The sequence below is a fragment of the Streptomyces durhamensis genome (genome assembly GCF_000725475.1).
In the GTDB taxonomy this organism is placed as follows: Bacteria; Actinomycetota; Actinomycetes; order Streptomycetales; family Streptomycetaceae; genus Streptomyces; species Streptomyces filipinensis.
Genome location: NZ_JNXR01000038.1, coordinates 43,744 through 65,486 on the forward strand (window position 1 = coordinate 43,744; position 21,743 = coordinate 65,486).

General features: G+C 74.0%; 21 protein-coding genes. 7 read left to right on the forward strand and 14 right to left on the reverse strand.

Annotation, left to right across the window (positions count from 1 at the left end; translation table 11 throughout):
* Nucleotides 1–17: 17 nt before the first annotated feature.
* The 5 genes from IO33_RS0137595 to IO33_RS48270 all read right to left on the reverse strand — a co-directional run bounded on the left by IO33_RS0137595 (nucleotide 18) and on the right by IO33_RS48270 (nucleotide 6,509).
* Nucleotides 18–3,014: an AAA family ATPase gene (locus tag IO33_RS0137595; RefSeq protein ID WP_031173540.1), complete on the reverse strand. Its 2,997-nt coding sequence runs from the start codon at nucleotides 3,012–3,014 to the stop codon at nucleotides 18–20.
* On the reverse strand, nucleotides 3,011–4,174 hold the full coding sequence (locus IO33_RS0137600; protein ID WP_031173541.1) for an exonuclease SbcCD subunit D: 1,164 nt from the start codon (nucleotides 4,172–4,174) through the stop codon (nucleotides 3,011–3,013). Before IO33_RS0137600 ends, IO33_RS0137595 begins: the two co-directional genes overlap by 4 nt.
* 107 nt (nucleotides 4,175–4,281) lie before the next feature.
* On the reverse strand, nucleotides 4,282–4,908 hold the full coding sequence (locus IO33_RS0137605; protein WP_031173542.1) for a YigZ family protein: 627 nt from the start codon (nucleotides 4,906–4,908) through the stop codon (nucleotides 4,282–4,284).
* A 168-nt stretch (nucleotides 4,909–5,076) separates the two neighbouring features.
* Nucleotides 5,077–5,619: a SixA phosphatase family protein gene (locus IO33_RS0137610; protein WP_031173543.1), complete on the reverse strand. Its 543-nt coding sequence runs from the start codon at nucleotides 5,617–5,619 to the stop codon at nucleotides 5,077–5,079.
* On the reverse strand, nucleotides 5,616–6,509 hold the full coding sequence (locus IO33_RS48270) for a cysteinyl-tRNA synthetase (protein ID WP_037686977.1): 894 nt from the start codon (nucleotides 6,507–6,509) through the stop codon (nucleotides 5,616–5,618). The genes IO33_RS0137610 and IO33_RS48270 overlap by 4 nt, the downstream gene beginning before the upstream one ends.
* 143 nt (nucleotides 6,510–6,652) lie before the next feature.
* Between IO33_RS48270 and IO33_RS0137620 the strand changes: the two genes are divergently transcribed.
* The 3 genes from IO33_RS0137620 to IO33_RS0137630 all read left to right on the forward strand — a co-directional run bounded on the left by IO33_RS0137620 (nucleotide 6,653) and on the right by IO33_RS0137630 (nucleotide 10,209).
* Nucleotides 6,653–7,060, forward strand: coding sequence for a CoA-binding protein (locus IO33_RS0137620; RefSeq protein ID WP_031173547.1), 408 nt, complete (start codon nucleotides 6,653–6,655; stop codon nucleotides 7,058–7,060).
* A 214-nt stretch (nucleotides 7,061–7,274) separates the two neighbouring features.
* Nucleotides 7,275–8,915 carry an APC family permease gene (locus IO33_RS0137625; protein ID WP_031173548.1) on the forward strand — a complete coding sequence of 547 codons (1,641 nt, stop codon included), beginning with the start codon at nucleotides 7,275–7,277 and terminating at the stop codon, nucleotides 8,913–8,915.
* A 70-nt stretch (nucleotides 8,916–8,985) separates the two neighbouring features.
* The gene (locus IO33_RS0137630; RefSeq protein WP_031173549.1) at nucleotides 8,986–10,209 is read left to right on the forward strand and encodes a 4-hydroxybenzoate 3-monooxygenase; all 1,224 of its coding nucleotides are present in this window, start codon (nucleotides 8,986–8,988) and stop codon (nucleotides 10,207–10,209) included.
* Here the strand turns inward: IO33_RS0137630 and IO33_RS0137635 are convergent.
* Nucleotides 10,203–10,565, reverse strand: coding sequence for an ArsR/SmtB family transcription factor (locus IO33_RS0137635; RefSeq protein ID WP_245235978.1), 363 nt, complete (start codon nucleotides 10,563–10,565; stop codon nucleotides 10,203–10,205). The genes IO33_RS0137630 and IO33_RS0137635 overlap by 7 nt on opposite strands.
* A gap of 60 nt (nucleotides 10,566–10,625) precedes the next feature.
* Between IO33_RS0137635 and IO33_RS0137640 the strand changes: the two genes are divergently transcribed.
* Nucleotides 10,626–11,720: a cation diffusion facilitator family transporter gene (locus IO33_RS0137640; RefSeq protein WP_031173552.1), complete on the forward strand. Its 1,095-nt coding sequence runs from the start codon at nucleotides 10,626–10,628 to the stop codon at nucleotides 11,718–11,720.
* A 122-nt stretch (nucleotides 11,721–11,842) separates the two neighbouring features.
* Here the strand turns inward: IO33_RS0137640 and IO33_RS0137645 are convergent, their stop codons facing one another.
* Nucleotides 11,843–12,415, reverse strand: coding sequence for a helix-turn-helix domain-containing protein (locus IO33_RS0137645; RefSeq protein WP_031173554.1), 573 nt, complete (start codon nucleotides 12,413–12,415; stop codon nucleotides 11,843–11,845).
* A gap of 107 nt (nucleotides 12,416–12,522) precedes the next feature.
* Here IO33_RS0137645 and IO33_RS0137650 point away from each other — a divergent pair, with 107 nt between their 5' ends.
* A complete protein-coding gene (locus IO33_RS0137650) occupies nucleotides 12,523–13,380 on the forward strand; it encodes a DMT family transporter (protein ID WP_031173555.1) in 858 nt (285 codons plus the stop codon).
* A 1-nt stretch (nucleotide 13,381) separates the two neighbouring features.
* On the opposite strand, the gene IO33_RS0137655 is transcribed toward IO33_RS0137650, so the two are convergent.
* Nucleotides 13,382–14,146: an acyltransferase gene (locus IO33_RS0137655; RefSeq protein WP_031173556.1), complete on the reverse strand. Its 765-nt coding sequence runs from the start codon at nucleotides 14,144–14,146 to the stop codon at nucleotides 13,382–13,384.
* A 108-nt stretch (nucleotides 14,147–14,254) separates the two neighbouring features.
* Between IO33_RS0137655 and IO33_RS0137660 the strand changes: the two genes are divergently transcribed.
* Entirely contained in the window at nucleotides 14,255–14,782 is a 528-nt protein-coding gene (locus IO33_RS0137660; protein WP_031173558.1) for a gamma carbonic anhydrase family protein, read from the forward strand.
* A gap of 100 nt (nucleotides 14,783–14,882) precedes the next feature.
* Here the strand turns inward: IO33_RS0137660 and IO33_RS0137665 are convergent, their stop codons facing one another.
* Nucleotides 14,883–15,527: a DedA family protein gene (locus IO33_RS0137665; protein ID WP_031173559.1), complete on the reverse strand. Its 645-nt coding sequence runs from the start codon at nucleotides 15,525–15,527 to the stop codon at nucleotides 14,883–14,885.
* Between the two features lie 253 nt (nucleotides 15,528–15,780).
* Between IO33_RS0137665 and IO33_RS0137670 the strand changes: the two genes are divergently transcribed.
* Nucleotides 15,781–16,851, forward strand: a complete 1,071-nt coding sequence (locus IO33_RS0137670) for a lysylphosphatidylglycerol synthase transmembrane domain-containing protein (protein ID WP_245235979.1) — start codon at nucleotides 15,781–15,783, stop codon at nucleotides 16,849–16,851.
* A gap of 7 nt (nucleotides 16,852–16,858) precedes the next feature.
* Here the strand turns inward: IO33_RS0137670 and IO33_RS0137675 are convergent, their stop codons facing one another.
* From IO33_RS0137675 to IO33_RS0137695, 5 genes are all read right to left on the reverse strand, one after another.
* Nucleotides 16,859–17,896 carry a class I SAM-dependent methyltransferase gene (locus tag IO33_RS0137675; RefSeq protein ID WP_031173562.1) on the reverse strand — a complete coding sequence of 346 codons (1,038 nt, stop codon included), beginning with the start codon at nucleotides 17,894–17,896 and terminating at the stop codon, nucleotides 16,859–16,861.
* A 146-nt stretch (nucleotides 17,897–18,042) separates the two neighbouring features.
* Nucleotides 18,043–19,224, reverse strand: a complete 1,182-nt coding sequence (locus IO33_RS0137680; protein ID WP_031173564.1) for a glycosyltransferase — start codon at nucleotides 19,222–19,224, stop codon at nucleotides 18,043–18,045.
* Entirely contained in the window at nucleotides 19,221–20,021 is an 801-nt protein-coding gene (locus IO33_RS0137685) for an alpha/beta fold hydrolase (RefSeq protein WP_031173565.1), read from the reverse strand. The genes IO33_RS0137680 and IO33_RS0137685 overlap by 4 nt, the downstream gene beginning before the upstream one ends.
* A 3-nt stretch (nucleotides 20,022–20,024) precedes the next feature.
* Entirely contained in the window at nucleotides 20,025–20,369 is a 345-nt protein-coding gene (locus IO33_RS0137690; protein WP_051927193.1) for an acyl carrier protein, read from the reverse strand.
* Nucleotides 20,366–21,743, reverse strand: a 1,378-nt coding sequence (locus IO33_RS0137695) for a 4'-phosphopantetheinyl transferase superfamily protein (protein ID WP_157857983.1), incomplete at its 5' end; no start/stop codon positions are given. The genes IO33_RS0137690 and IO33_RS0137695, both read right to left, overlap by 4 nt.

Genomic DNA, 21,743 nt, shown 5'->3' on the forward strand with positions numbered 1-21,743 from the left:
GGGGGCAACGATCCAGGTCAGACGCCCCGTTGCCGCAGCGCCGACCCCGATCTGCCCTTGACGACCTCCAGTTGGGCGTGGACGCGGCGGCGCAGGTCGGCGACGTGACTGACGATGCCGACGCTGCGGTCCCGCTCCCGGAGTGAGTCGAGGACGTCGAGGACCTCGTCCAGGGTCTGGTCGTCGAGGCTGCCGAAGCCCTCGTCGATGAAGAGGGTGTCGAGCCGGACGCCTCCGGCCTCGTCGGTGACGACGTCCGCCAGGCCGAGGGCGAGGGCGAGGGAGGCGAAGAAGGTCTCCCCGCCGGACAGGGTGGCGGTGTCGCGTTCGCGTCCGGTCCAGGCGTCGACCACATGCAGTCCCAGTCCGCTGCGACCGCGTCCGGCGCGGTCGTCCGAGTGGACGAGCGTGTAGCGGCCCGAGGACATGCGCTGCAGCCGTGCGGTCGCGGCGGCGGCGACCTGTTCGAGACGGGCGGCGAGGACGTACGACTCCAGGCGCATCCTGCGTTCGTTGTCGGCGGAGGTGCCCGCGGTGAGGGCGGCGAGGCGGGCGACCCGGTCGTACTCCTCGCGGAGCGGGGCGAGCCGGCGTACGACCTCGGTGGCGCGCGCGGAGAGGCGGTCCAGCTCGGTGCGGCAGCGGGCCACCGCGTCCCGCGCGGACGCCGCCTCACGCAGACGGCGTTCGGCCGTGGCCGCCGCGTGCTCGGCCGTGGCCAGGTCGGCGGGCGGCTGCTGGGCGGCGTGCGCCGTGTCGGCCTCCGCCAGCATCGCGCGTACGGCGGCCTCCTCCGTCTGCCAGGTGTCCAGGCGGTGCTGCAGCTCGCGGTGGGCCGCGGGGTCGAGGAGGGCGTCGGCCGCGGCCTGCGGGGTGTCGAAGCCGGCGCGGTAGGCGACGTCGGCGAGGCGCGCGTCGGCGTCCTTCAGGCGCTGGGCGGTGTCCTCGGCGGTGCGCGCGGCGTCGGCCGCCTCGGTGAGCAGCGTCGCCTGCCGCTCCAGCTGTGCGGCGCGGGCGGCCACGCTGCCGGACGTGCCGCGCGCCTTGGTCAACTCCGCCTCCAGCTGGGCCTGTTCGCGCTCCAGGGTGTCCCGGCGGGTGAGCCGGGAGGCGGCCCGTACGGCGGCCTGCTGGCGGTCGGTGAGGCGCTGCTCGCGCTCCTGCTCGGCGCGGCGCAGCTCCTCGTGGGCGGCGTGCAGCGCGGAGGCGTCGCGGCGGGCTCGGGCGTACTCCCGCTCCAACTCGGCTTCCGCCTCTTCGAGTTGTGCGGTGGGAGTGTCCCCGGCCTCGGCGGTGGCGGCGGCCAGGGCCTCGCGGACGGCGCCGAGACGCTGGTCGTCCTCGGCGTGCCGGGTCTCGGCCTGCTGCCAGGCCCGGTGGGCCCGGTCCTCGCTCTCACGGTCGACATGTCCGGCGACCTTGCGGGCGGGAGCGGGGTGTTCGGTGGCTCCGCAGACGGCGCAGGGCTCGCCGTCGCTGAGGTGGGCGGCCAGCTCGGCGGCGATGCCGTTCAGGCGCTGTTCCTTGAGGTCGAGCCAGTGGGCGCGGGCGTCGAGGGCGCGCTGCCCGGAGGTGCCCGCGCGCTGCCGGGCCTCCTCCAGGTCCGCGGCCAGCCGGTCCCGGGTGCGCGCCGCGTCGAGGCGTCCGCGCATCGGATCCCGCCGCACGGCGAGCTGTTCGGCGCGGGTGGCGGCCTCCTGCGCGGAGTCGACGCGGGACTGCAGCGCCGCGCGGGTGGTGTCCCACTCGGCGAGCCAGGTCTCGGCCTCGCGGAGCACGTCCTCGTCGGCGCGCTCCTGGCGGTCCAGCCCGGACCGCTCCTCGGCCAGCTCGGTAAGCCGCCGCTCGGCGCGGCGGGCCGCGTCCAGGCCGCCCAGCTCCTCGGCGACCCGGCGGGCGGCGGAGGCGAGCCCGCCCGCGCCGGCGTCGGCGTAGGAGTCGGGGAGCATGCCCCGCGCGCGTGCCTCGGCCCGTGCGGCCCTGCGGTGCTCCTCCTCGGCGGCCTCGCGCAGCTCCAGCGCGGGCGCGACGGTCTCCGCCTTGCGCGCCCGCTCCATGCGCTGCTGGGCCTCGCGGTGGGCGCCGGCCCGCTCGTGGAGCCGCTCGGCGCGCTGCCGGGCCTCGGCGAACCGGCTCTGCAGCCGGGCGAGTTCGCGGGCCTCCTCCTGGGCGCGCCGGGTTCCGGCGTGGGCGGACTCGGCGGCGGTGAGACGGCAGTGGGCGACGGTCAGGCGTTCCCGGGCGGTGGCGCGGGCCACGGCGGCGGCGCCGAGCACGGCCTCGGCCAGGCCGGGATCGCCAGGTGCCAGCTCGGGCAGCTCCATGGCGTCGCCGGCCTCCTGCTGCATGCGGTGCGCGTCGGCGAGCAGGGCGGCGTCGCCCTCCCGGACGCGGGCCTCGGTGGCGCGACGGCGTTCGGCGAGGCGCTTCTCCACGTCGGCGAACCGCTGGGTGTCGAAGAGGCGGCCCAGCAGCCGGCCGCGGGCCTCGGCGTCGGCGCGCAGGAAGCGGGCGAAGTCGCCCTGGGGCAGCAGCACGACCTGGCAGAACTGCTCGCGGCTCATGCCGAGGAGCTGCTCGAACTCGGTGCCGATCTCCTGGTGGGAGCGGCTGAGGTCCTTCCAGGCGCCGGCCGCGCCGTCGTACTCGCGCAGCCAGGTCTGGGCCTTGTCGACGGTGGTGCCCTTGCCGCGCAGCTTGGGCCGCTCCCACGGCGGCTGCCGGGTGACCTCCAGTCTGCGCCCGGCGACGGTGAGTTCGAGGCGGACCTCGGTGCGGGTGCGGGGCTCGGCGTGGTCGCTGCGCAGGTTCATGCCCTGGCCGCTGCCGCTCTGCCGGGCGCCGGGGACGGCGCCGTACAGGGCGTAGCAGACGGCGTCCAGGACGGAGGTCTTCCCGGCGCCGGTGGGGCCGTGCAGCAGGAACAGTCCGGCGGCGGACAGGGCGTCGAAGTCGACGCTCTGCGAGCCGCCGAAGGGTCCGAAGGCGGTGATGTCGAGCCGGTGCAGCCTCACCGGGCCACCTCCCGCAGGGCGTGGTCGGCGCGGACGGCGTCGAACGCCTCGCGCAGCACGGCCGTCTCCCGCTCGTCGGGCCCGGCGCCGCGCACATGGGCGACGAAGTCCTGGGCGATCTGCTGGTCGCTGCGGCCCGCGAGGCGCCGGGCGTACGAGACCTGGGGATCGGCCGGGGCGCGCTCGGGGGCGAAGACCAGGCTGAGGGTGTGCGGGAAGCGCTCGGTGAGCCGGGCCATGGGGTCGGCGGGGCGGACCGCGTCGGTGAGGGTGGCCTCGACCCAGGCGTCCTCGTGGCGGCCCAGCTCCGGATCGGCCAGGAGGTCGTCCAAGGCGCCCTTGATGCGGGCCAGCGGGCGCGGCACCGGACAGTCGACGCGCTCGGCGGCGACCGAGCCGTCGGCGCCGAGGTCGACGAGCCACATGCTCTTGCGGTGGTCGGCCTCGGAGAAGGAGTAGGCGAGCGGGGAGCCGGAGTAGCGCACGCGCTCGGTGAGGGTCTGGCAGCCGTGCAGATGGCCGAGCGCCACGTAGTCGGCGCCGTCGAAGACCCCTGCCGGTACGGCGGCGACCCCGCCGACGGTGATGTCCCGCTCGCTGTCGCTGGCCTGGCCGCCGGTGACGAAGGCGTGGGCGAGGACGACCGAGCGGGTGCCGGGCGCTCGTGTGGCGAGGTCGGCGCGGACGCGGTCCATGGCGGCGGCCAGGACGGCCTCGTGGCCGGCCTTCTCCACCCCGAACTCGTCCTTCACGAGGGCCGGTTCGAGGTACGGCAGACCGTAGAAGGCGACGTCGCCGTGGGTGTCGGCCAGCATGACGGGGGTGCCGGCGGCGGACGGCTCGGTCCGCAGGTGGATGCCGGCGCGGTCGATGAGTCCGGCGCCGACGCCGAGCCGGCGGGCGGAGTCGTGGTTGCCGGAGATCATCACCGTGGGCACGCCGAGGTCCGCGAGGCGGTGCAGGGCGTCGTCGAAGAGCTCGACCGCGGCGAGCGGGGGCACCGCGCGGTCGTACACGTCGCCGGACACGACCACCGCGTCCACCTCGCGCTCGCGCACGGTGGTGACGAGGTGACCGATGAACTCGGCCTGGGCCCCGAGCATGGCCACCCGGTGGAAGGCCCGGCCGAGATGCCAGTCGGACGTGTGCAGCAGTCGCATGATCCCCGAGACTAACGGCCGGGTCTGACATCACGGGCGGTTACTCCCGTATCAGCCCGTGACGACCGGTCGGCATGGATGGACATATGCCCGATTAGGGCCATATGTCATGCATCTCCGTAGGCTTCTCCGCCCAGTTCGAAGGCCGCCGTGCCCGCCGTCACATCGGCGAGCCAGGCGCGGAAGGCGTCCACATCGGCGTCCGGCAGGCCGATCTCGATGGTGACGGCCTCGCCGTAGTGGACGTCCCGGACCTCGCGTCCGGTGGCGCGCAGGTCGTTCTGGACCTTGCCGGCGCGCTGGTGGTCGACGGTCACCGTGGCCAGCCGGAAGCGGCGCCGGGTGAGCGTGCCGAGGGTGTCGAGGGCCTCGCCGACGGCGCCGCCGTAGGCGCGGATGAGTCCGCCGGCGCCGAGCTTGACGCCTCCGTAGTAGCGGGTGACGACCGCGACGACGTAGCGCATCTCACGGCGCAGCAGCATCTGGAGCATGGGGACGCCTGCGGTGCCGCCCGGTTCGCCGTCGTCGCTGGCCTTCTGCACCGAGGCGTCGGCGCCGATGACGTACGCCCAGCAGTTGTGGGTGGCGTCGGCGTGCTCCTTGCGCACGGAGGCGACGAAGTCCTGCGCCTCCTGCTCGGTGGCGGCCGGGGCGAGGGCGCACAGGAAGCGGGAGCGGTTGATCTCGATCTCGTGCACGCCCGCGCGGGCCACTGTGCGGTACTCGTCCTGCATCCCGTCAGCGTATGCGCTTTGCCGGCGAGCGCCGGACGGAGGTGCCACGAGGTGCCGTCGCGCGCCCGCGCCGGCGCCGTGACCGGTCGCGCGGTTCCCCCCGCGCCCCTCCGGGCGCCACCCCTTCCCGGGCGCCACCCCTTCCCGGGCTCCACCCCTTCCCGGTCACTACCCCTTCCGGCCGCGCGGCACGGTGAGCGATGTCAGGAGGGCCACGCCGGGGCCGAGGGCCGGCCAGCCGGGGCCGTACCAGGACAGGACGGCGATCGCGGATGTGGGGAACTTCGTCCGCAACCGGTCCAGCGTGTCGTCCAGACCGTCCCCGGCCAGCTCCAGCACCAGCTCCTCCAGCCCGGGGTTGTGCCCCACCACCAGCAGCGTCTCCACCTCGGGCGGCGCCTCGCGGACCACCTCCAGCAGCTCGGGCACGCCGGCCGCGTACAGCCGCCGGTCGTAGCGCACCGGCGGCGGGGTGCCCCACTCCGCGGAGGCCAGCTCCCAGGTACGGCGGGCGCGTACGGCCGTGGAGCACAGGGCCAGGTCGGGCAGGCAGTCGGCGTCGGCGAGTGCGCGCCCGGCGGCCGCGGCGTCCCGCAGACCGCGCGGCCCGAGCGGCCTGCGGTGGTCCTCGACGCCGTCGGGCCAGGCGGACTTGGCGTGCCGCAGCACGACCAGCCGGCGCAGCGGGCCCGTGCCCGCCCGAGCGATCACGCGAGGCTCCCGAGGTCGCGGGCGAGGTCCAGGGCCAGCAGGCGGTCGGCGTAGACGTACGTCTCGAAGCGGGCCCCGTCGGGCAGGTCAGGGGCGCTCTCGACGGAGCGCAGCACGTCCAGCACCCCGGGCAGGTCGAGATCGTCCTCCCACGCGGCGCGCAGCCGTGCCCGCACCTCGTCGGGCACCGGCCGCGACGGCTGCCGGGCCCACCCGGCCACGGCCCGCCGCCATCGCGCCAGCCGCCCGGCGGCCTCGCCCAGCACGGCGGAGTCCAGCCGGACGGCTTCCCCGCGCGGGACGGAGCACAGGGCGAGCCGGAGGGCGGCGGGGTCGGCGAGCAGCACCGGGAACGCGGGGTGCGCCGCGGGCCGGGGAGTGCGGCCGGGGGCGGTCCCAGCCCCTGAGGCGCCCGGCACCGTACCGTCCGGGACGCGCGGTCCCGTGCCGCCGGCGGCCCCCGGCGGCTCCGCCCCACCGCTGCCGGGCGTCCCGGCCGGCGCCGGGCCGTCGGCCGGCCCCTCCCGCCACTGCACCGGCGCCACCAGCATCACCGGACCGGCGCCGAGGACGTCCGCGCCCTCGGGTGTCACATGGATCGCCTGCGCCTCCCCCAGGCCGGACGCCAGATCGCGCCCGTCCTCGAAGGGGCGGATGGACAGGGTGGTCGCGGCTGCGCGGAGTTCGGCCTGGCGGTGCGGGGCGGTGAGGATCGTCCAGACGGGCGTGCCGGACAGTTCCAGGGCGCGCACGAGGAGGTCGGCGGTGAGCAGCACCCGCAGGGCGGTCGGGTCGAGGCCGGAGGCGTAGGCCTCGACCCGGGTCAGGCCGCGGCGGGCGGGCGCGGCGGGGACGGGCTCACCGGTTCGGGCGTCGAGGATGCGCAGCACGGGGCGAGCGTAGGCGGGCGAGCGGCCGTGCGCAGGCACCTTGCGCCGATTCCGGACATGGTGGCGGCTAAGGGACGGGAATCCGGACCCGCGTGGGTGCTGTTGCCCAGGCGAACAGTTCCCCGCAGACCGAGGAGGCGGCCGTGTACGGCGACGAAGCGACGATCCGCAGGATCCTGACCCAGCTGGGCGACACCTGGGCGGTGGTCGGGCTGTCCACCAACCGGAGCCGGGCCGCGTACGGGGTGGCGCGGGTGCTGCAGCGGTTCGGCAAGCGGATCGTGCCGGTGCACCCCCAGGCCGAGGCGGTGCACGGCGAACAGGGGTACGCCTCCCTCGCCGACATCCCCTTCGACGTCGACGTGGTCGACGTCTTCGTCAACGGCGGGCTGGCCGGTGCGGTGGCCGACGAGGCCGTGGCGAAGGGCGCGCGAGCGGTGTGGTTCCAGCTCGGCGTCGTGGACGAGGCTGCCTACGAGCGGACCCGGACGGCCGGTCTGGACATGGTCATGGACCGCTGCCCGGCGATCGAAATTCCCCTTCTGGGCTAGCGAATCTCTCCTTCTACTCACAATTGGCCGCTGAATATTGACATTCGTAAACCCGTCTGACCTGTGACAAGTCCGTGACTGTGAGTGCGCCCAAGACACCTAAGATCCCAGGTCAAGTTTTGGTTAACAGTCTTTTGCTGACGTGGAAAGCGTCCCTAGCCTGTGGCCTCCTTGCTCCTTAATCCTGCGTTTACGATCTGAGAGGCCACTTGACATGGCGAATGTCGACCAGGCTGCACCGGTAGCCACAAGCGACACCGGTGGTGGTCTGCGCCGCGACGTCGGACTCATCGGTCTGATGTGGGCCTCAGTGGGCTCCATCATCGGCTCCGGCTGGCTCTTCGGTGCCGAGAAGGCGGTTGTGGCAGCGGGCCCCGCCGCGATCATCTCGTGGGTGATCGGCGCGGTGGCCATCGTGCTGCTCGCCCTGGTGCACGCCGAGCTCGGCGGCATGTTCCCCGTGGCGGGCGGCACCGCGCGCTACCCGCACTACGCCTTCGGCGGCCTCGCCGGCATGTCCTTCGGCTGGTTCTCCTGGCTCCAGGCCGCGACCGTGGCGCCGATCGAGGTCGAGGCCATGATCGGCTATGCCAAGCACTGGCACTTCGCCGACGGGCTGCAGAACGCCAACGGCACGCTGACGGCCAGCGGCATCACCGTCGCGGTGATCCTCATGGCCGTGTTCGTCGCGGTCAACTTCCTCGGCGTCCGCGTCCTGGCCCACACCAACAGCGCCGCCACCTGGTGGAAGATCGCGGTCCCGCTCGCGGCGATCTTCATCATCGCGATCGGCAACTTCCACCCCGCCAACTTCACCTCCGAGGGCTTCGCGCCGTTCGGCGCCAAGGGCGTCCTCACCGCGATCAGCTCCAGCGGCATCATCTTCGCGCTGCTCGGCTTCGAGCAGGCGATCCAGCTGGCGGGCGAGAGCCGCAACCCGAAGCGTGACCTGCCGCGCGCCACACTCGGCTCGGTCGCCATCGGCGCCGTGATCTACGTCCTGCTCCAGGTCGTGTTCATCGCCGCCCTGCCGCACGCCTCCTTCGCGAAGGGCTGGGGTCACCTGGCCTACGCCGGCATCAGCGGCCCCTGGGCGGGTCTCGCCTCGCTGGTCGGCCTGGGCTGGCTGGCCTGGGTCCTGTACGCCGACGCGATCATCTCCCCCGGCGGCACCGGCCTGATCTACACCACCGCCACCTCCCGCATCTCCTACGGCCTGGCCAAGAACGGCTACGCGCCGAAGGCGTTCGCCAAGACGGACAAGCGCGGTGTGCCGTGGTTCGGTCTCGCGGTCTCGTTCGTGACCGGTGTGATCTGCTTCCTGCCGTTCCCGAGCTGGCAGACGCTGGTCAGCTTCATCACCTCGGCGAGCGTGCTGATGTACGCGGGCGCCCCGCTGGCCTACGGCGTCTTCGCCGACCGGCTGCCGAACCACGAGCGTCCGTACCGCCTGCCCTTCGGCAAGTTCATCTCGCCGCTGTCCTTCGTGGTCGCCAACCTGATCATCTTCTGGTCCGGCTGGGACACCCTGTGGCGCCTGGGCTTCGCGATCCTGATCGGCTACGTGCTGCTCGGCTCGTACGCCTGGTACGCGATCCGCAAGAACCTGCCCAACGCGCCGCGACTGGACTTCAAGGCCGCGCAGTGGCTGCTCCCCTACCTGGCGGGCATCGGTGTGATGTCCTACCTGAGCACCTTCGGTGGTACCGGTGACCTGCCGCTGTGGTGGGACATCCTGGTCGTCGCGGCGTTCTCGCTCGGCATCTACTACTGGGCCAAGGCGACCGCCTCCAAGCCCGAGCAGATCGAGCGCGACATCGAGGAAGTCGTCGTCACCGACGCCCCCGCCCACTGAGCCACTCCCTCCCCTCCCAGGTGTCCCGTCAGCAGAGCCATGGCTGACGGGACACCGTCATAATGCGGGGGTGATCTTCCCTTCCCCCCACCCCGTCCCCGCGCCCGAGGAACGCCGTACGGTCGTCGTCGTGGGCGCCGGCCCCGCCGGGCTCACCGTCGGCGGCATCCTGCGGGCCGCCTCCGTCGACTGTGTCGTCCTGGAGACCGAGAGCAGGCAGTTCATCGAGACGCGGCCCCGGGCCGGTGTCCTGGAGGAGTGGGCGGTGCGCGAGCTCGGCCGGCGCGCGCTGTCCCAGCGGCTGCCCGAGCGGGCCGAGTCGCACAGCGCCTGCGAGTTCCGCTTCGAGGGCGAGCGACACCGCTTCGCCTACGCGGACCTGACCGGCAGTCACCACTACGTCTACCCGCAGCCCCTGCTGGTGACCGACCTGGTGCGGGAGTACGCCGACGTGCGCGGCGGCGACATCCGCTTCGGGGTGCGTGACGTACGGCTGCACGACCTGGACTCGGACCGGCCGGCGGTCTCGTACCGGTGCCCGGACACGGGTGAGCGGCGGCTGCTGCGCTGCGACTTCGTCGCGGGCTGCGACGGGGCGCGCGGCGTGACGCGGGACGCGATACCCGCGCAGCGCAGGCGGATCGCCCGGCAGGACGACGGTATCGGCTGGCTGGCGCTGCTCGCGGAGGTACCGCCGTCCACGGACTGCGTCCTGTTCGGCGTCCACCCGCGCGGTTTCGCCGGGCAGATGCCCCGCAGCCCCGAGGTGACCCGCTTCTACCTGCAGTGCCCGCCCGGCGACGATCCGCGGAACTGGCCGCACGACCGGGTCTGGACCGAGCTGCGCGAGCGGCTCGGCGCGGCCGGAGCGCCTGCGCTGACCGAGGGCCGGCTGATCGAGAAGCGCGTCCTGGACATGCACCACTACGTCGTGGAACCCCTCGCTCACGGGCGGCTGTTCCTGGCCGGGGACGCCGGTCACCTGGTCGCGCCCATCGCGGCGAAGGGCATGAACCTCGCCCTGCACGACGCCTTCCTGCTGGGCGACGCGCTCACCGCCTACGTCACGCGGGGCGACCACGGCCCGCTGGAGGGCTACTCGGCGGCGTGTCTGCGCCGGGTGTGGGACTACCAGGAGTTCTCACAATGGCTGTCGGACATCTACCACGGGGTCGCGTCGGGCGACCCGTTCCACGCCGGCACCACCCTGGCCCGGCTGCGCCGGCTGTTCACCTCGCCGGCCGCGGCGGCGGCCTTCGCCGAGCAGTACCTCGGCACGGCGGCCGCCTACTGACTGCCGGTGCGCCCTTCGGCGAGGTGGTGGTCCGCCGTCTTCAGTGCCTCCTCGACCAGCCGGCGCAGGTGTCCGTGCGGCAGTGAGTAGATCACCCGGCGACCCTCCTTGCGGGTCTTGACCAGGCCCGCGAGCCGCAGCCGGGCGAGGTGCTGGCTGACGGCGGGGCGGGCCGCGGCGCAGGCCTCGGTGAGCGTCGTGACGTCGGCCTCGCCGGCCGACAGGGCGTACAGCAGGGCGAGGCGGGTGCGGTCGCCGAGCAGGGCCATCAGCTCGGCGGCGAGCGCGAACTGTTCCTCGCCCGGGCTGCGCGGGTGCGCATGGTGTGCAGGTGACAGGTGCATGCGTGCGCTCATACGCACATAATGGTCCGGTGGGCGCCATGCGTCCACCCCGCACACCGGAAGGGGATCCCCGTGAACGACCGGCACCCTCATCGGCACGGACATGCCCACGACCACGGACCCGACCACGGCCACGCCCACGGTCACGGTCACGCCCACCACGAAGGCCGCACCCGCACCGCCGGCCTCCGGCACCGCCTCGCTCATCTGCTCACCCCGCACTCCCACGACAGCGCCGAACGGCTGGACCCGGCCATGGAGGCGTCGGCGCGGGGGATGCGGGCGCTGCGGGTCTCGCTGGCCGTCCTCGGGGCGACGGCGCTGACGCAGGCGGCCGTGGTGGCCGTGTCCGGGTCGGTGGCGCTGCTCGGGGACAGCGTGCACAACGCCGCCGACGCGCTGACCGCCGTACCGCTCGGCATCGCCTTCGTGCTGGGCCGGCGGGCGGCGACCCGGCGGTTCACCTACGGCTACGGGCGTGCCGAAGATCTCGCGGGGCTGGTCATCGTGCTGGCCATCGCCGCCTCGGCCGCCTTCGCCGCATGGGCCGCCGTGGGGCGACTGCTCGATCCGCGCCCGGTGACGCACCTGCCGGCGGTCGCGGTGGCCGCGCTGGTCGGGTTCGCCGGCAACGAGTGGGTGGCCCGGTACCGGATCCGGGTGGGCCGGGAGATCGGTTCGGCCGCGCTCGTCGCCGACGGGCTGCACGCGCGTACCGACGGCTTCACCTCGCTGGCGGTGCTGGTGGGTGCCGGAGGGTCGGCCCTGGGCTGGCGGCCGGCCGACCCGGTCGTGGGACTGGTGATCACCGCGGCGATCGTCCTGGTGCTGCGGGACGCGGCGCGGGAGGTGTTCCGGCGGATGCTGGACGCCGTCGATCCGGCGCTGGTGGACCGGGCCGAGCGGGCGGTGCGGGCGGTGCCGGGCGTGCGCGAGGTGGGCGAACTGCGGCTGCGGTGGATCGGACACCGGCTGCGGGCCGAACTCGCGGTGGTGGTCGACGGCGAGGCGACGCTCCGGCAGGCGCACGCGATCGCCGTCGACGCCGAACACGCCCTGCTGCACGCCGTACCGAGACTGGCGGCCGCCCTGGTCCACGCCGACCCGGCGCCGGCGCCGGGCGAGCGGGACCCTCATCTGGCGCTGGCCCACCATCTGACGGCGTAAGTCAGGGGAGAACTCATGGCTGCACGCCAGGTTCGCCCCCGGCGGGGCGCGATCCGGTGCACCCCAGGACCGGGGGGATATCCCCCCGTCACCGGTCTGGTGTCGCCCTGCCGGGGCGCGGTTCAGCGCACCGGCGGCACCGACACGGCCATCACCATCTCCATCGGGACGTCGCCCTCGTTGCCGTACGTGTGCGAGGTGCTCGCCTCGAACGTGGCGCTCGCACCGGTCGGCACGAGGTGTTCGACGCCGTCCACGGTGAGGGTCAGTTCGCCGGCGGTGACGTGGACGAGTTCGACCGTGCCCACCGGGTGCGGCTCGGAGGGACTCCGCTCGCCGGGCATCAGGCGCCAGTCCCACATCTCCAGCGGACCGGGTGCCTCCGTGCCGGCCAGGAGGCGGTTGTAGCTGCCGGCGTCGGTGTGCCACAGCCGTACGGCCTGCTCGGCCGGGACGATGCGGACGGCGGGGCCCTGCGCGTAGTCGAGCAGGGTGGTGATGCTGATGCCGAGCGCGTCGCCGATCTTGACGACGGTGCCGATGCTGGGGTTCGTCCGGGCCTGCTCGATCTGGATGAGCATGCCGCGGCTGACTCCCGCGCGGGCGGCGAGCGCGTCCAGGGTGAAGCCGCGCTCGGTGCGCCAGCGCTTGACGTTGCGCGCCAGTGACTGGGTCAGCAGGTCGAGGTCCGACACATCACGTCCATCGATGAGAGTTCAATATATGGGATGACAGAGTTCACTGAACTGAACTACGGTGGGCTGTACCTGATCGTTCACCGAACTGTACTGCGAGGCCGGCCGTGACAGCATTCTTCGCCCTGACCACCAGCCTCCTGTGGGGGCTGGCCGACTTCGGCGGGGGGCTGCTGACACGACGGACGCCCGCGCTGACGGTCGTGGTGGTCTCGCAGGCCGTGGCGGCGGCGGTGCTGGGCGCGATCGTCGTCGCGTCGGGCGCGTGGGGCGAGGCCGGGCCACGTCTGTGGTTCGCCTTCGCCGCGGGCCTCGTCGGGCCGGTCGCCCTGCTCTCCTTCTACCAGGCCCTCGCGCTCGGCCCCATGGGGGTCGTCTCGCCGCTCGCGACGCTGAGCGTGGCCGTGCCGGTCGGCGTCGGGCTGGTCCTCGGCGAGCGGCCCGGGCTGCTCCAGGTCGCGGGCATCGCGGTCGCCGTCACCGGTGTCGTCCTCGCGGGCGGCCCACAGCTGCGCGGCGCGGCCGTGCAACGGCGCACGATCCTGCTCACACTGGTCGCGGCCCTGGGCTTCGGCACGGTGTTCGCCCTGATCACGGAGGCCTCGACGAACGTCACCGGCCTCTTCCTGGCCCTGTTCGTGCAGCGGCTGACGAACGTCGCGGTGGGCGGGGCGGCGCTCGCCGTCTCCGTCCGGCGCGGCGGCCGGGCGCTGCCGGAGGGTGGCTTCCCCTGGGTCTCGCTGCCCGCGCTGGCCTTCGTCGGGCTCGCCGACGTGGCCGCCAACGGCACCTACGCCATCGCCGCCCAGCACGGTCCGGTCACCGTGGCGGCCGTGCTCGCCTCGCTGTATCCGGTGGTGACCGCGCTGGCGGCGCGCGGGTTCCTCAGCGAGCGGCTGCGCGCGATCCAGGCGGCGGGCGCGGGCCTGGCCCTGGTCGGCACGCTGCTGCTGGCGACCGGCTGAGTCAGCCCTCGGTCTCCAGTTCCGCGAGCCGGGCCACCCCGTCCTCGTCCAGCTCCGCCAGGGCCCGCAACTGCTCCGGTGTCATCCCGTCCGGGATCGGCACGGGTGCCGGGGTCCTGAGGGGCGGCTGCCAGCCCTGCTCGGGTGTCCAGCGCCGGACGACCCGGGCCGGCGCCCCGGCGACCACGGCGTGATCCGGCACCGTGCCGCGGACCACGGCACCGGCGGCGACGACCACGTTCCGGCCGATGCGCGCGCCCGGCAGGATCACCGCGCCGGTGCCGATCCAGCAGCCCGGGCCGATCTCCACGGGCTCCATGCGGGGCCACTGCCTGCCGATGGGCTGGTGGGGGTCGTCGTAGGAGTGGTTGGTGGACGTGACGTAGACGTACGGGCCGAAGTAGCAGTCGCTGCCGATGGTGACCGTCGTGTCCGCGATGACATGGCTGCCGCGGCCGAGCACCACGCCGTCGCCGATGCGCAGGATCGGGTCCGGGCCGAGGTCCAGGTCCGGCATCAGACCGGCGGTCAGCGTGACCTGCTCGGCGATGATGCAGTACGAGCCGAGGTGGATCCAGGGTTCACCGAAGACCGTGCCGAGCGGGAAGGCGAGCTGGGTGGCCTCGCCGATCGAGCCGAAGTTCAGACGGCCGGGGCGGTCGGCGGTGACGGAGCCCGCGCGCTGTGCCCAGGCCCAGGCCGCGTGCACCATGCGCTGCGCCGCACGGCGACGCCAGGACGAGAACGTGTTCTTGGGCTTCGGCACGGGGTCACGTTACTCACCGGTTGTCCCCGGCGAGAGGGTGGGCTGCTGTGATCTTTGCCCCACGCCGTGTCGTACCGTGCGGGTACTTACGGATGCGAGGAGACGGTGATGACGCAGCAGGCGCTGATCGTGGGTATCGGGGGCAAGGAGCCGCACATCGGTCCGGAGGCGTTCGTGGCGCCCACGGCCTCGGTCATCGGCGACGTCACGCTGCACGCGGGGGCCAGTGTCTGGTACGGCGCGGTGGTGCGCGGGGACGTCGAGAAGATCACCGTGGGTGCGCACGCGAACGTGCAGGACAACGTCACCCTGCACGCCGATCCCGGGTTCCCGGTGAGCGTGGGCGAGCGGGTGTCCATCGGGCACAACGCCGTCGTGCACGGGGCGACGGTGGAGGACGACTGCCTGATCGGGATGGGGGCCACCGTGCTGAACGGGGCCGTGATCGGGGCCGGGTCGCTGGTCGCCGCGCAGGCTCTGGTGCCGCAGGGGATGGTGGTGCCGCCGGGATCGCTGGTGGCGGGGGTGCCGGCGAAGGTGCGGCGGGAGCTGAGTGAGGAGGAGAAGCAGGGGGTGACTCTCAACGGCACCATGTACGCGGAGCTGGCCAAGGCGCACCGCGGGGTGCATGAGTAGGCCGTCCGGCGCGTGCGGGTGCGGGTCGCTCGCGCCCACGCGGCGCGGCCGCACACCGACCGGCCCCGCGCCCCTTCCGGGGCGCCTGCTACTCAGCCTGCTACTCCCCGGCGCTGACGGGTTCTGCTTCTCGGTCCTGCTGCTGGGCCTTCTTCGCCTTGCGCTTGACGAGCAGCACGGAGGCCAGGCCGACCAGGACCGCCGCCGCGAGGCCCACGTAGGAGAACTTCTTCAGCCAGTCCTCGGCCACCACGCCCACGTAGTAGATGACGGCCGTGGTGCCGCCCGCCCAGCAGATGCCGCCGAGGACGTTGGCGATCAGGAACTTCCAGTACGGCATGTGGAGGACGCCCGCGAGGGGGCCCGCGAAGATGCGCAGGAGGGCGATGAAGCGGCCGAAGAACACGGCCCACATGCCCCACTTCTCGAACGACCGCTCGGCGGTGGCCACATGGCCCTCGCCGAAGTGCCTCGGGAACTTCCTGCCCAGCCAGGCCAGCAGCGGGCGGCCGCCCTTGCGGCCGATGGCGTAGCCGATCGAGTCGCCGATCACGGCACCGGCGGTGGCGCAGGCGCCGAGGACGATCGGGTTGATGCCGGAGTGCTGGGAGGACATGAGCGCCGCCGAGACCAGAACGATCTCGCCCGGCAGCGGGATGCCCAGGCTCTCCAGACCGATCACCAGGGCCACCACGGCGTACACAGCTGCCGCGGGCACCGAGTCGAGCCATTCCTGGACGTGCACCGCCGGTTCCTCCCCTGTCGCCGTCCCTGTCTTCCAGGACGCCGCATGTAAAGCGCGTCCCAAGGGAAGGCTACCTGGTCGGCGGTGAACGGAGGCCCGCGCGCACCCGCCCGGCGGCACCGTCCCGCCCTCGCTCCTTCGGCTTTCGGACACCCCGGTGTCACACGGGAGGGGAAAGCTCCCCCGCGGTTTCGCCCGACCCGCCTCCCCCAGGTCCCCGCCGCGGGGCCCGCTGCGGAAGGACGACGTCCCCGTGTCCTCAGTGCCTCCGTCCCCTTCGCTCTCCCCTCCGCCGCGCTCCCGGACCGCGGCTTCCCCGGCCGCCGGGTCCGCCGACTCCGGTCATCCGCCGGGAACCGGCCCGCGGGTCGCCGACCGGCCCCCGTCCCCCCTGGGGGCCCGGCACCTACGGCTCGTCCTGTGCCTGGCTCCGCTGCTGCTGGCCGGTGGCTGGGCCGCCGCCAACCGGCCGGTGATGTACGAGGGCGTCCGGCGGCTCCTCGCGGCCGACCCGTGGTGGCTGCTGGCCGGGGCCGGCCTCACGGTCCTGAACTGTGTGGCGGCCTCGTGTGTCCGGCAGGGCGCCCTGCCGGACCGCCTGCCGCCCGGACTGCTGCTCGCCTCGCAGTTCGCCGCCGGGGCCGCCAACCACGTGCTGCCGGGCGGGCTCGGGGCCCACGCCGTCACGCTGCGCTTCCTGCGGGGCCGCGGGGTGCCGGCCGCCCGGGCCACCGCCTCGATCGGGCTGTACTCGGTGGCCAAGTCCGGGGCGAAGACCGTGGTGCTGCTGGTGTTCCTGGCGGCGTCACCGGCCTGGCGGCGACTGGGCGACCTGGTGCCGGACGGTCAGACGGTGGTGCCGGTCGTCTGTGTCACGGGCGGGGTCGTCGCGGTGGCCGGGGTGCTGCTGAGGGTCGTACGACCGCTGTGGCGGCCGGTGACGGGGCTGCTGCGCACCGCCCTCGCCGATGCGCGCGAGGTGCACACCCGGCCCGCCCGGGTGGTCGCCCTGTGGGGCGGCGCGGTCGCGATGCCGCTGGTGCAGGGGACCACGCTCGCCTGTGTCGGTGCCGCGCTCGGCCTGGAGCTGCCCTGGACGCACGTGGTGCTCGCCTATCTCGCGGCCGGCACGGCCGTCGGGGCGGTGCCGGCGCCGGGCGGGCTCGCGGTGGACGCGGCGCTGGGGTGGACGCTGGTCGCCTTCGGCTCCCCGCCGGCACTGGCCGCGGCGACGGTCATCGGCTACCGGATGCTGACCGACTGGGTGCCGCTGCTGCCGGGTTCCCTGCTGCTGTCGGCACTGATCCGCGCGAAGGTGCTGTGAGCCCCGGTCACTCGCGGCGGGCCACCAGGCGGTAGGCGTTGCACAGGCCGAGGCGCTGGGACAGGGGGCGCACCGCGAACCGGTCGAGGAGCGTCGCGGTCAGCAGGGCGGGCACCCCTGCGAGGAGAACCGCGGTGCGCGCGGCGCGGCGCACGGCGCCGGGCGGCTCGGGCAGCCAGGGGGCGTCCTCGCGCGGGGCGGTGTGATCCAGGGCCAGCCAGACGGCGGCGAGCAGGTCGACCGGGTCGTGCGCTTCGGCGTGCTGCTCGGCGACCACCGTGTAGCCCAGCTCGGTGAGCCGCCGCCGGAGGCCCGCGACCGGCATGAAGTGCAGGTGCTGCGGTTGCAGCCAGGGCAGCCACCAGCGGCCGAGCAGCCGGGCGTAGCGGCTCTCCGGGTCCGGCACCTCGATGAGGAGGTGGCCGCCGGGGCGTACGGCCTCGTGGGCGGCGCGCAGTTCGCGGTCCGGGTCGGTGCTGTGCTCCAAGTAGTGGAACATGCTCACCACGTCGTAGCGGGCGGCGAGTTCGGGGGCGAGCGCGGGGAAGGCGCCGCGGTAGGCGTGGTCCACGCGGCCTTCGCGGGCGGCGAGTTCGACGCCGTCGGTGAAGTCGAGCCCGTCGAAGGAGGTGCCGGGCAGGACGCTGCGGGCGGCCGCGCAGAAGTGGCCGTGTCCGGTGCCGACGTCCAGCCAGGTCTTGGGGGCGGGGTCGTGCGGCACCATGGCTTCGGCGCGGCACCGGTACATGGCGGTACGGCCGCCGAAGGTGCCGCTCATGCGCTGTTCACCGAGGCCGTCGTAGAAGTCGCGGTAGTAGAACTCCAGGCCCTCCTCGGTCAGCCGGGGGTTCTGGAAGGTGTGGCCGCAGTCGGCGCAGCGGTCGAGGGTGAAGCGGCCGGGCTTGTGCTGGAGCAGGTCGGTGGTGCGCAGGCGGGTGAGGAGACGGTCCGAGCCGCACCAGGGGCAGGTCTCGCTCGGGGCTGCGAAGAAGCGGTCGGTTCCTGCGGCCAGGTCCCTTCGGTAGGCGGGGCGCAGGGCGGCGATGCGCGCCGCGTCGGCGTTCTTCCGCTTGCCCTTGCCACTCGCGTTCTCACCGCTCCCGTGCTCGCTGCTCTCGATCTCGCTGCTCTCGATCTCGTGGCTCTCGTTCTCGTGGCTCTCGTTCTCGTGGCTCTTGCCGTGGTGATCGCTCATCGGCTCTCCGCTGCGAGTCGTTCGAGGTGGGCCGCCGCGGCCTGGGCGCCGCCCGCCGCACGGAACGCGGTGCGGATCCGGGCGGCGGCGGCCCGGGGGGCGGGATCGGTGAGAACGGTGTCGAGGGCCGCGCCCAGCCGGTCCGCACGGACCCGGCCGAAGCGGAGGCGGACGCCGGCACCCGCGTCCACGACCTGTCCGGCCACCACGGGCTGGTCGTCACGGATCGGCGCGACGACGAGCGGCACCCCGTGCCACAGGGCCTCGCACACGGTGTTGTGTCCGGCATGGCAGACGACGGCGTCCATCCGTTCCAGCACGGGGAGTTGGGGGACGGCCGGGAGGACCAGGACGTTCTTGTCGTCGGCCGGCGCCCCGAGGGCGCCGCCCGGGTCGACGATCACCGCCTGTACGTGGTCGGCGCGTGCCCGCAGGGCGGTGCGGCACTCGGCGAGGAACCGGCCGCCCACGTCGGTGTTCGCCGTGCCCAGGGTCACCAGGACCTTCGCCCTGGCCTGGTCCAGTCGTTCCCAGGGGAAGCCGGGACCGGCGGGGCGGCCCGTGAGCGAGGGGCCGACGTAGTGGATGTGCGGCGCCAACGGGGCCTGGGGCCCGATGAGTTCGGGGGTGCTGAAGACCAGCAGGAGGTGCGGCGAGGACCGCGGGTCGGCGGTGCCGGACGGGTCGCCGATGCGGGTGCGCAGTTCGGTCAGGCGGTCCCGCAGCCACTCGGCGACCTTCGGCAGGCCGTCGTAGGCGCCGGAGAACTCGGCCGAGGTGGTGGCCGAGGTGGCCCATGGCAGCCCCAGGTCGTCCGCCACGAGGGCGCCGGCGAAGGCCTGTTGGTCGGCCACGACCACGTCCGGGCGGAACGCCGCGGCGGCGGCGCGGACACCGGGCGCCATGGCGCGGGCGAGCGGCAGCAGATACGCCTCCCACAGGAACCTCAGCGCCTCCGCGCCCCGCAGGTCCGGCGGTCGTACGGCGCCCTCGGCGCCCGGCACCGGGCCCGCGCACCCGAACACCTCGGCGTCCGCGCCCGCGAGCCGCCGCACCAGTGCCGGGTCGGCGCACACCCAGGCCACCCGGTGGCCCCGCCCGGTGAGCCGGGCGGCCACGCCCACGGCCGGGTTGACATGTCCGGTCAGCGGCGGGACGACGAAGAGGAAGGCACTCATGGGACGCCCGCCCCGGCGCGGATCAGGTCCAGGATGTGTCCGCCCACGGCCGTGGGCGCCTCCACCAGCACCGAGTGCTCGTACCCGGGCAGCACCACCGCCCGGTAGTCCGTCAGCAGCGCCCGCATCAGCGGCACCAGGTCGGCGAGGTCCGACTCACCGCCGTACACGCCGAGGACCGGGCAGCGTACGGCTCGGACGGCGGCCTCGGTCAGCACGCGGCTGGCGGGGATGTCCCGGCCGAGGGTGGTCTCGCGGGCGAGCCGGGCCGCGCCCTTGGCCAGCCGGGCGGTGTTGTGGCCCCGGTGGGCGGTGATCCAGGCGACGGCGTCGGGCTCGTTGTGCGCGAGTTCCGTCATGACCCGGTCGAGGATGCGGCCGAGCTTCGCCGCCCACGCGGCGGTCGCGGGCTCCGACTCGATCAGCACCAGGCCGGCCGCGCGTTCCGGGTGCCGGGCGGCGAATCCGAAGGCGATGGTGCCGCCGTAGGAGTTGCCGACGAGGTGGACCGGGCCGGTGACGGCGAGCCGGTCGAGAAGCGCCTCCAGGTCGTCGATGTTGTGGTCGAGGGTGTAGCCGTCGGGGGGGCGCTCGCTGCGGCCGTGCCCGCGCAGGTCGTACATGACGACGTCGAGTCCGGCCGCGGCGAAGGCGGGTGCGACGGTGAAGTAGTAGCTGGCCAGGCTGTCGGTGAGCAGCCCGTGCACCAGGACGACCGTGCCGCGCGGGGTGCTGTCGCCGGCGGGTGCCATGCGCTGGACGTGCAGCCGGATGCCGCGGGCGTCGACCATCGCCATGGGTCAGCCCGCCTGCGTGGTCTTCAGGCTACACACCACGTACTCCACGAGCCGGCCGACGGTCAGCTCGATGATCTCGTCGAACTCCATGCCGGCCAGGAACTCGGCGAGGTTGACCCGCTGCCCGTACCGCTCCTCCAGCAGTCCGGCGAGGGTGACCAGGTCGATGCTCTCCAGTTCCAGGTCGCGGTTGAAGGTGGTGGACAGGCCGATCACCACGTCGTCGTCGCCGTACTCCGCCAGCACCGTGCGGAGCATGCCGGTGACGTCGGCGAGCACGGCGTCGGCGGTGGGCTGCGCCGGGGCCGGGTGGGCGGGGTTCGTCGGGACCGGATGGCTGGGGTTCATCGGGGGTGCTCCTCGGCTGCGTCGCGGGAGTGTTCGTCGTCGGCTCCGGGCCCGGTCGTCCAGGCCACCACGTAGGCGCGGTCGGGCAGGGCGGGCGGATTGGCCGCCGGCGCGCAGTGCACGGTGTAGACGCGTTCCAGGCGCCCGGAGACGAGCAGCCGGCTGCCGTCCGGGGCGGTCTGCAGCACCGCGAAGTCCCGTGGCCGGCCACCGAATCCGACGCCCTCGGCCTTGGCGACCGCCTCCTTGGCGGCCCAGAACCGGGTGAACCACAGGGCCCGCAGGTCCGGGGCGTCCGCCGCGCGGGCGCGCAGCAGGCGCAGCTCGGCCGGGCCGAGCGCGGTGGCGAGGGTCGCCGGATCGCGCTCGGTGACCTCCTCGATGTCGATCCCGGGACCGGGCCGCGGGGTGTGCGGCCGGACGATCGCCACGCCCGCCTCGGCGCGGTGGGCGAGCGAGACGTCCAGCGGGGGTAGGTCGCGGCCGTGCACGCCGGTGACGTACGGGCGGCCCAGCTCGTCGTTGTGGACCCGCAGCTCCGCCGGGAAGAGGGGCCCCTCGCCGTGCTGCCAGAGCCACTGCCGTACAGCGTCCTTGACGGCGATGCGGCCGAGCAGCCACTGCCGGCGGCCGCGCGGTGGCCGGGCGGCGTACTCCGCGCGCTCGGCGCCACCGAGCGAGTTGCGCATGATCAGCTCTCGGGAGGCGAGATCCGGCCAGCGTTCGTGCACCAGTGCCCAGCCGCCGGGCATGGCCTCGGACAGGGTGTGGCGGTCGGGGAAGCGTTCCACGGGCCGGGTGGTCGGGTCGTTGTCGAAGCGGCGGTCCTGCCAGCCGCCGATCACGGCCCACACCCTGCCGCCGACGGTCAGCTCCGCGTCGGCCTCCAGGACGCTGTCCGTGAGGGAGGTGATCCGCAGCACGCAGCCGACCTCCGTGCCGGGGGCCGGGTGCGGTCCGTGGAACCGCATGTGCCGCATCCGTACCGGGAAGACGACGCTCCGCTCGCTACGGGTCGCCATGATCCAGTAGCCGAGGAGCTGCCCCACGTTGTCGAGCAGGGCACCGGGGGCGGCCGGCGCGGTGATCACTCCACGGATGTGCCGCTCACCGATCGCGGTGAGCTCGGTCAGACCCTGGAAACCGGGGCCGTGGAACATCCAGCGATCGCGGTAGAGCTGGGCCGCGGTGTGCTCGGGACGGCACTCGGGGGCGTCTGGGAGGGGACTGGCCGGGGGCGGAACCGGGTGCCCCGGGGCAAGCTCGACGACAGCGCGCGCCGTGGCGCCGAAGGCGACGGTGACATGGTGGGAGTGCCCGGGGGGCGGGGCGGTTACGGGGCGGCCGGAGGCGGGGGCGGTGAGGGGGTGAGGG

Excerpts from the sequence above, each read along its gene's own strand:
- IO33_RS0137600 (WP_031173541.1), bottom strand. The coding sequence starts at position 4,174 with ATGCGACTGCTGCACACGTCCGACTGGCATCTCGGCCGGGCCTTCCAC.
- IO33_RS0137605 (WP_031173542.1), bottom strand. The coding sequence starts at position 4,908 with ATGCAGGACGAGTACCGCACAGTGGCCCGCGCGGGCGTGCACGAGATC.
- IO33_RS0137625 (WP_031173548.1), top strand. The coding sequence starts at position 7,275 with ATGGCGAATGTCGACCAGGCTGCACCGGTAGCCACAAGCGACACCGGT.
- IO33_RS0137635 (WP_245235978.1), bottom strand. The coding sequence starts at position 10,565 with ATGAGCGCACGCATGCACCTGTCACCTGCACACCATGCGCACCCGCGC.
- IO33_RS0137660 (WP_031173558.1), top strand. The coding sequence starts at position 14,255 with ATGACGCAGCAGGCGCTGATCGTGGGTATCGGGGGCAAGGAGCCGCAC.
- IO33_RS0137680 (WP_031173564.1), bottom strand. The coding sequence starts at position 19,224 with ATGAGTGCCTTCCTCTTCGTCGTCCCGCCGCTGACCGGACATGTCAAC.
- IO33_RS0137685 (WP_031173565.1), bottom strand. The coding sequence starts at position 20,021 with ATGGCGATGGTCGACGCCCGCGGCATCCGGCTGCACGTCCAGCGCATG.
- IO33_RS0137690 (WP_051927193.1), bottom strand. The coding sequence starts at position 20,369 with ATGAACCCCAGCCATCCGGTCCCGACGAACCCCGCCCACCCGGCCCCG.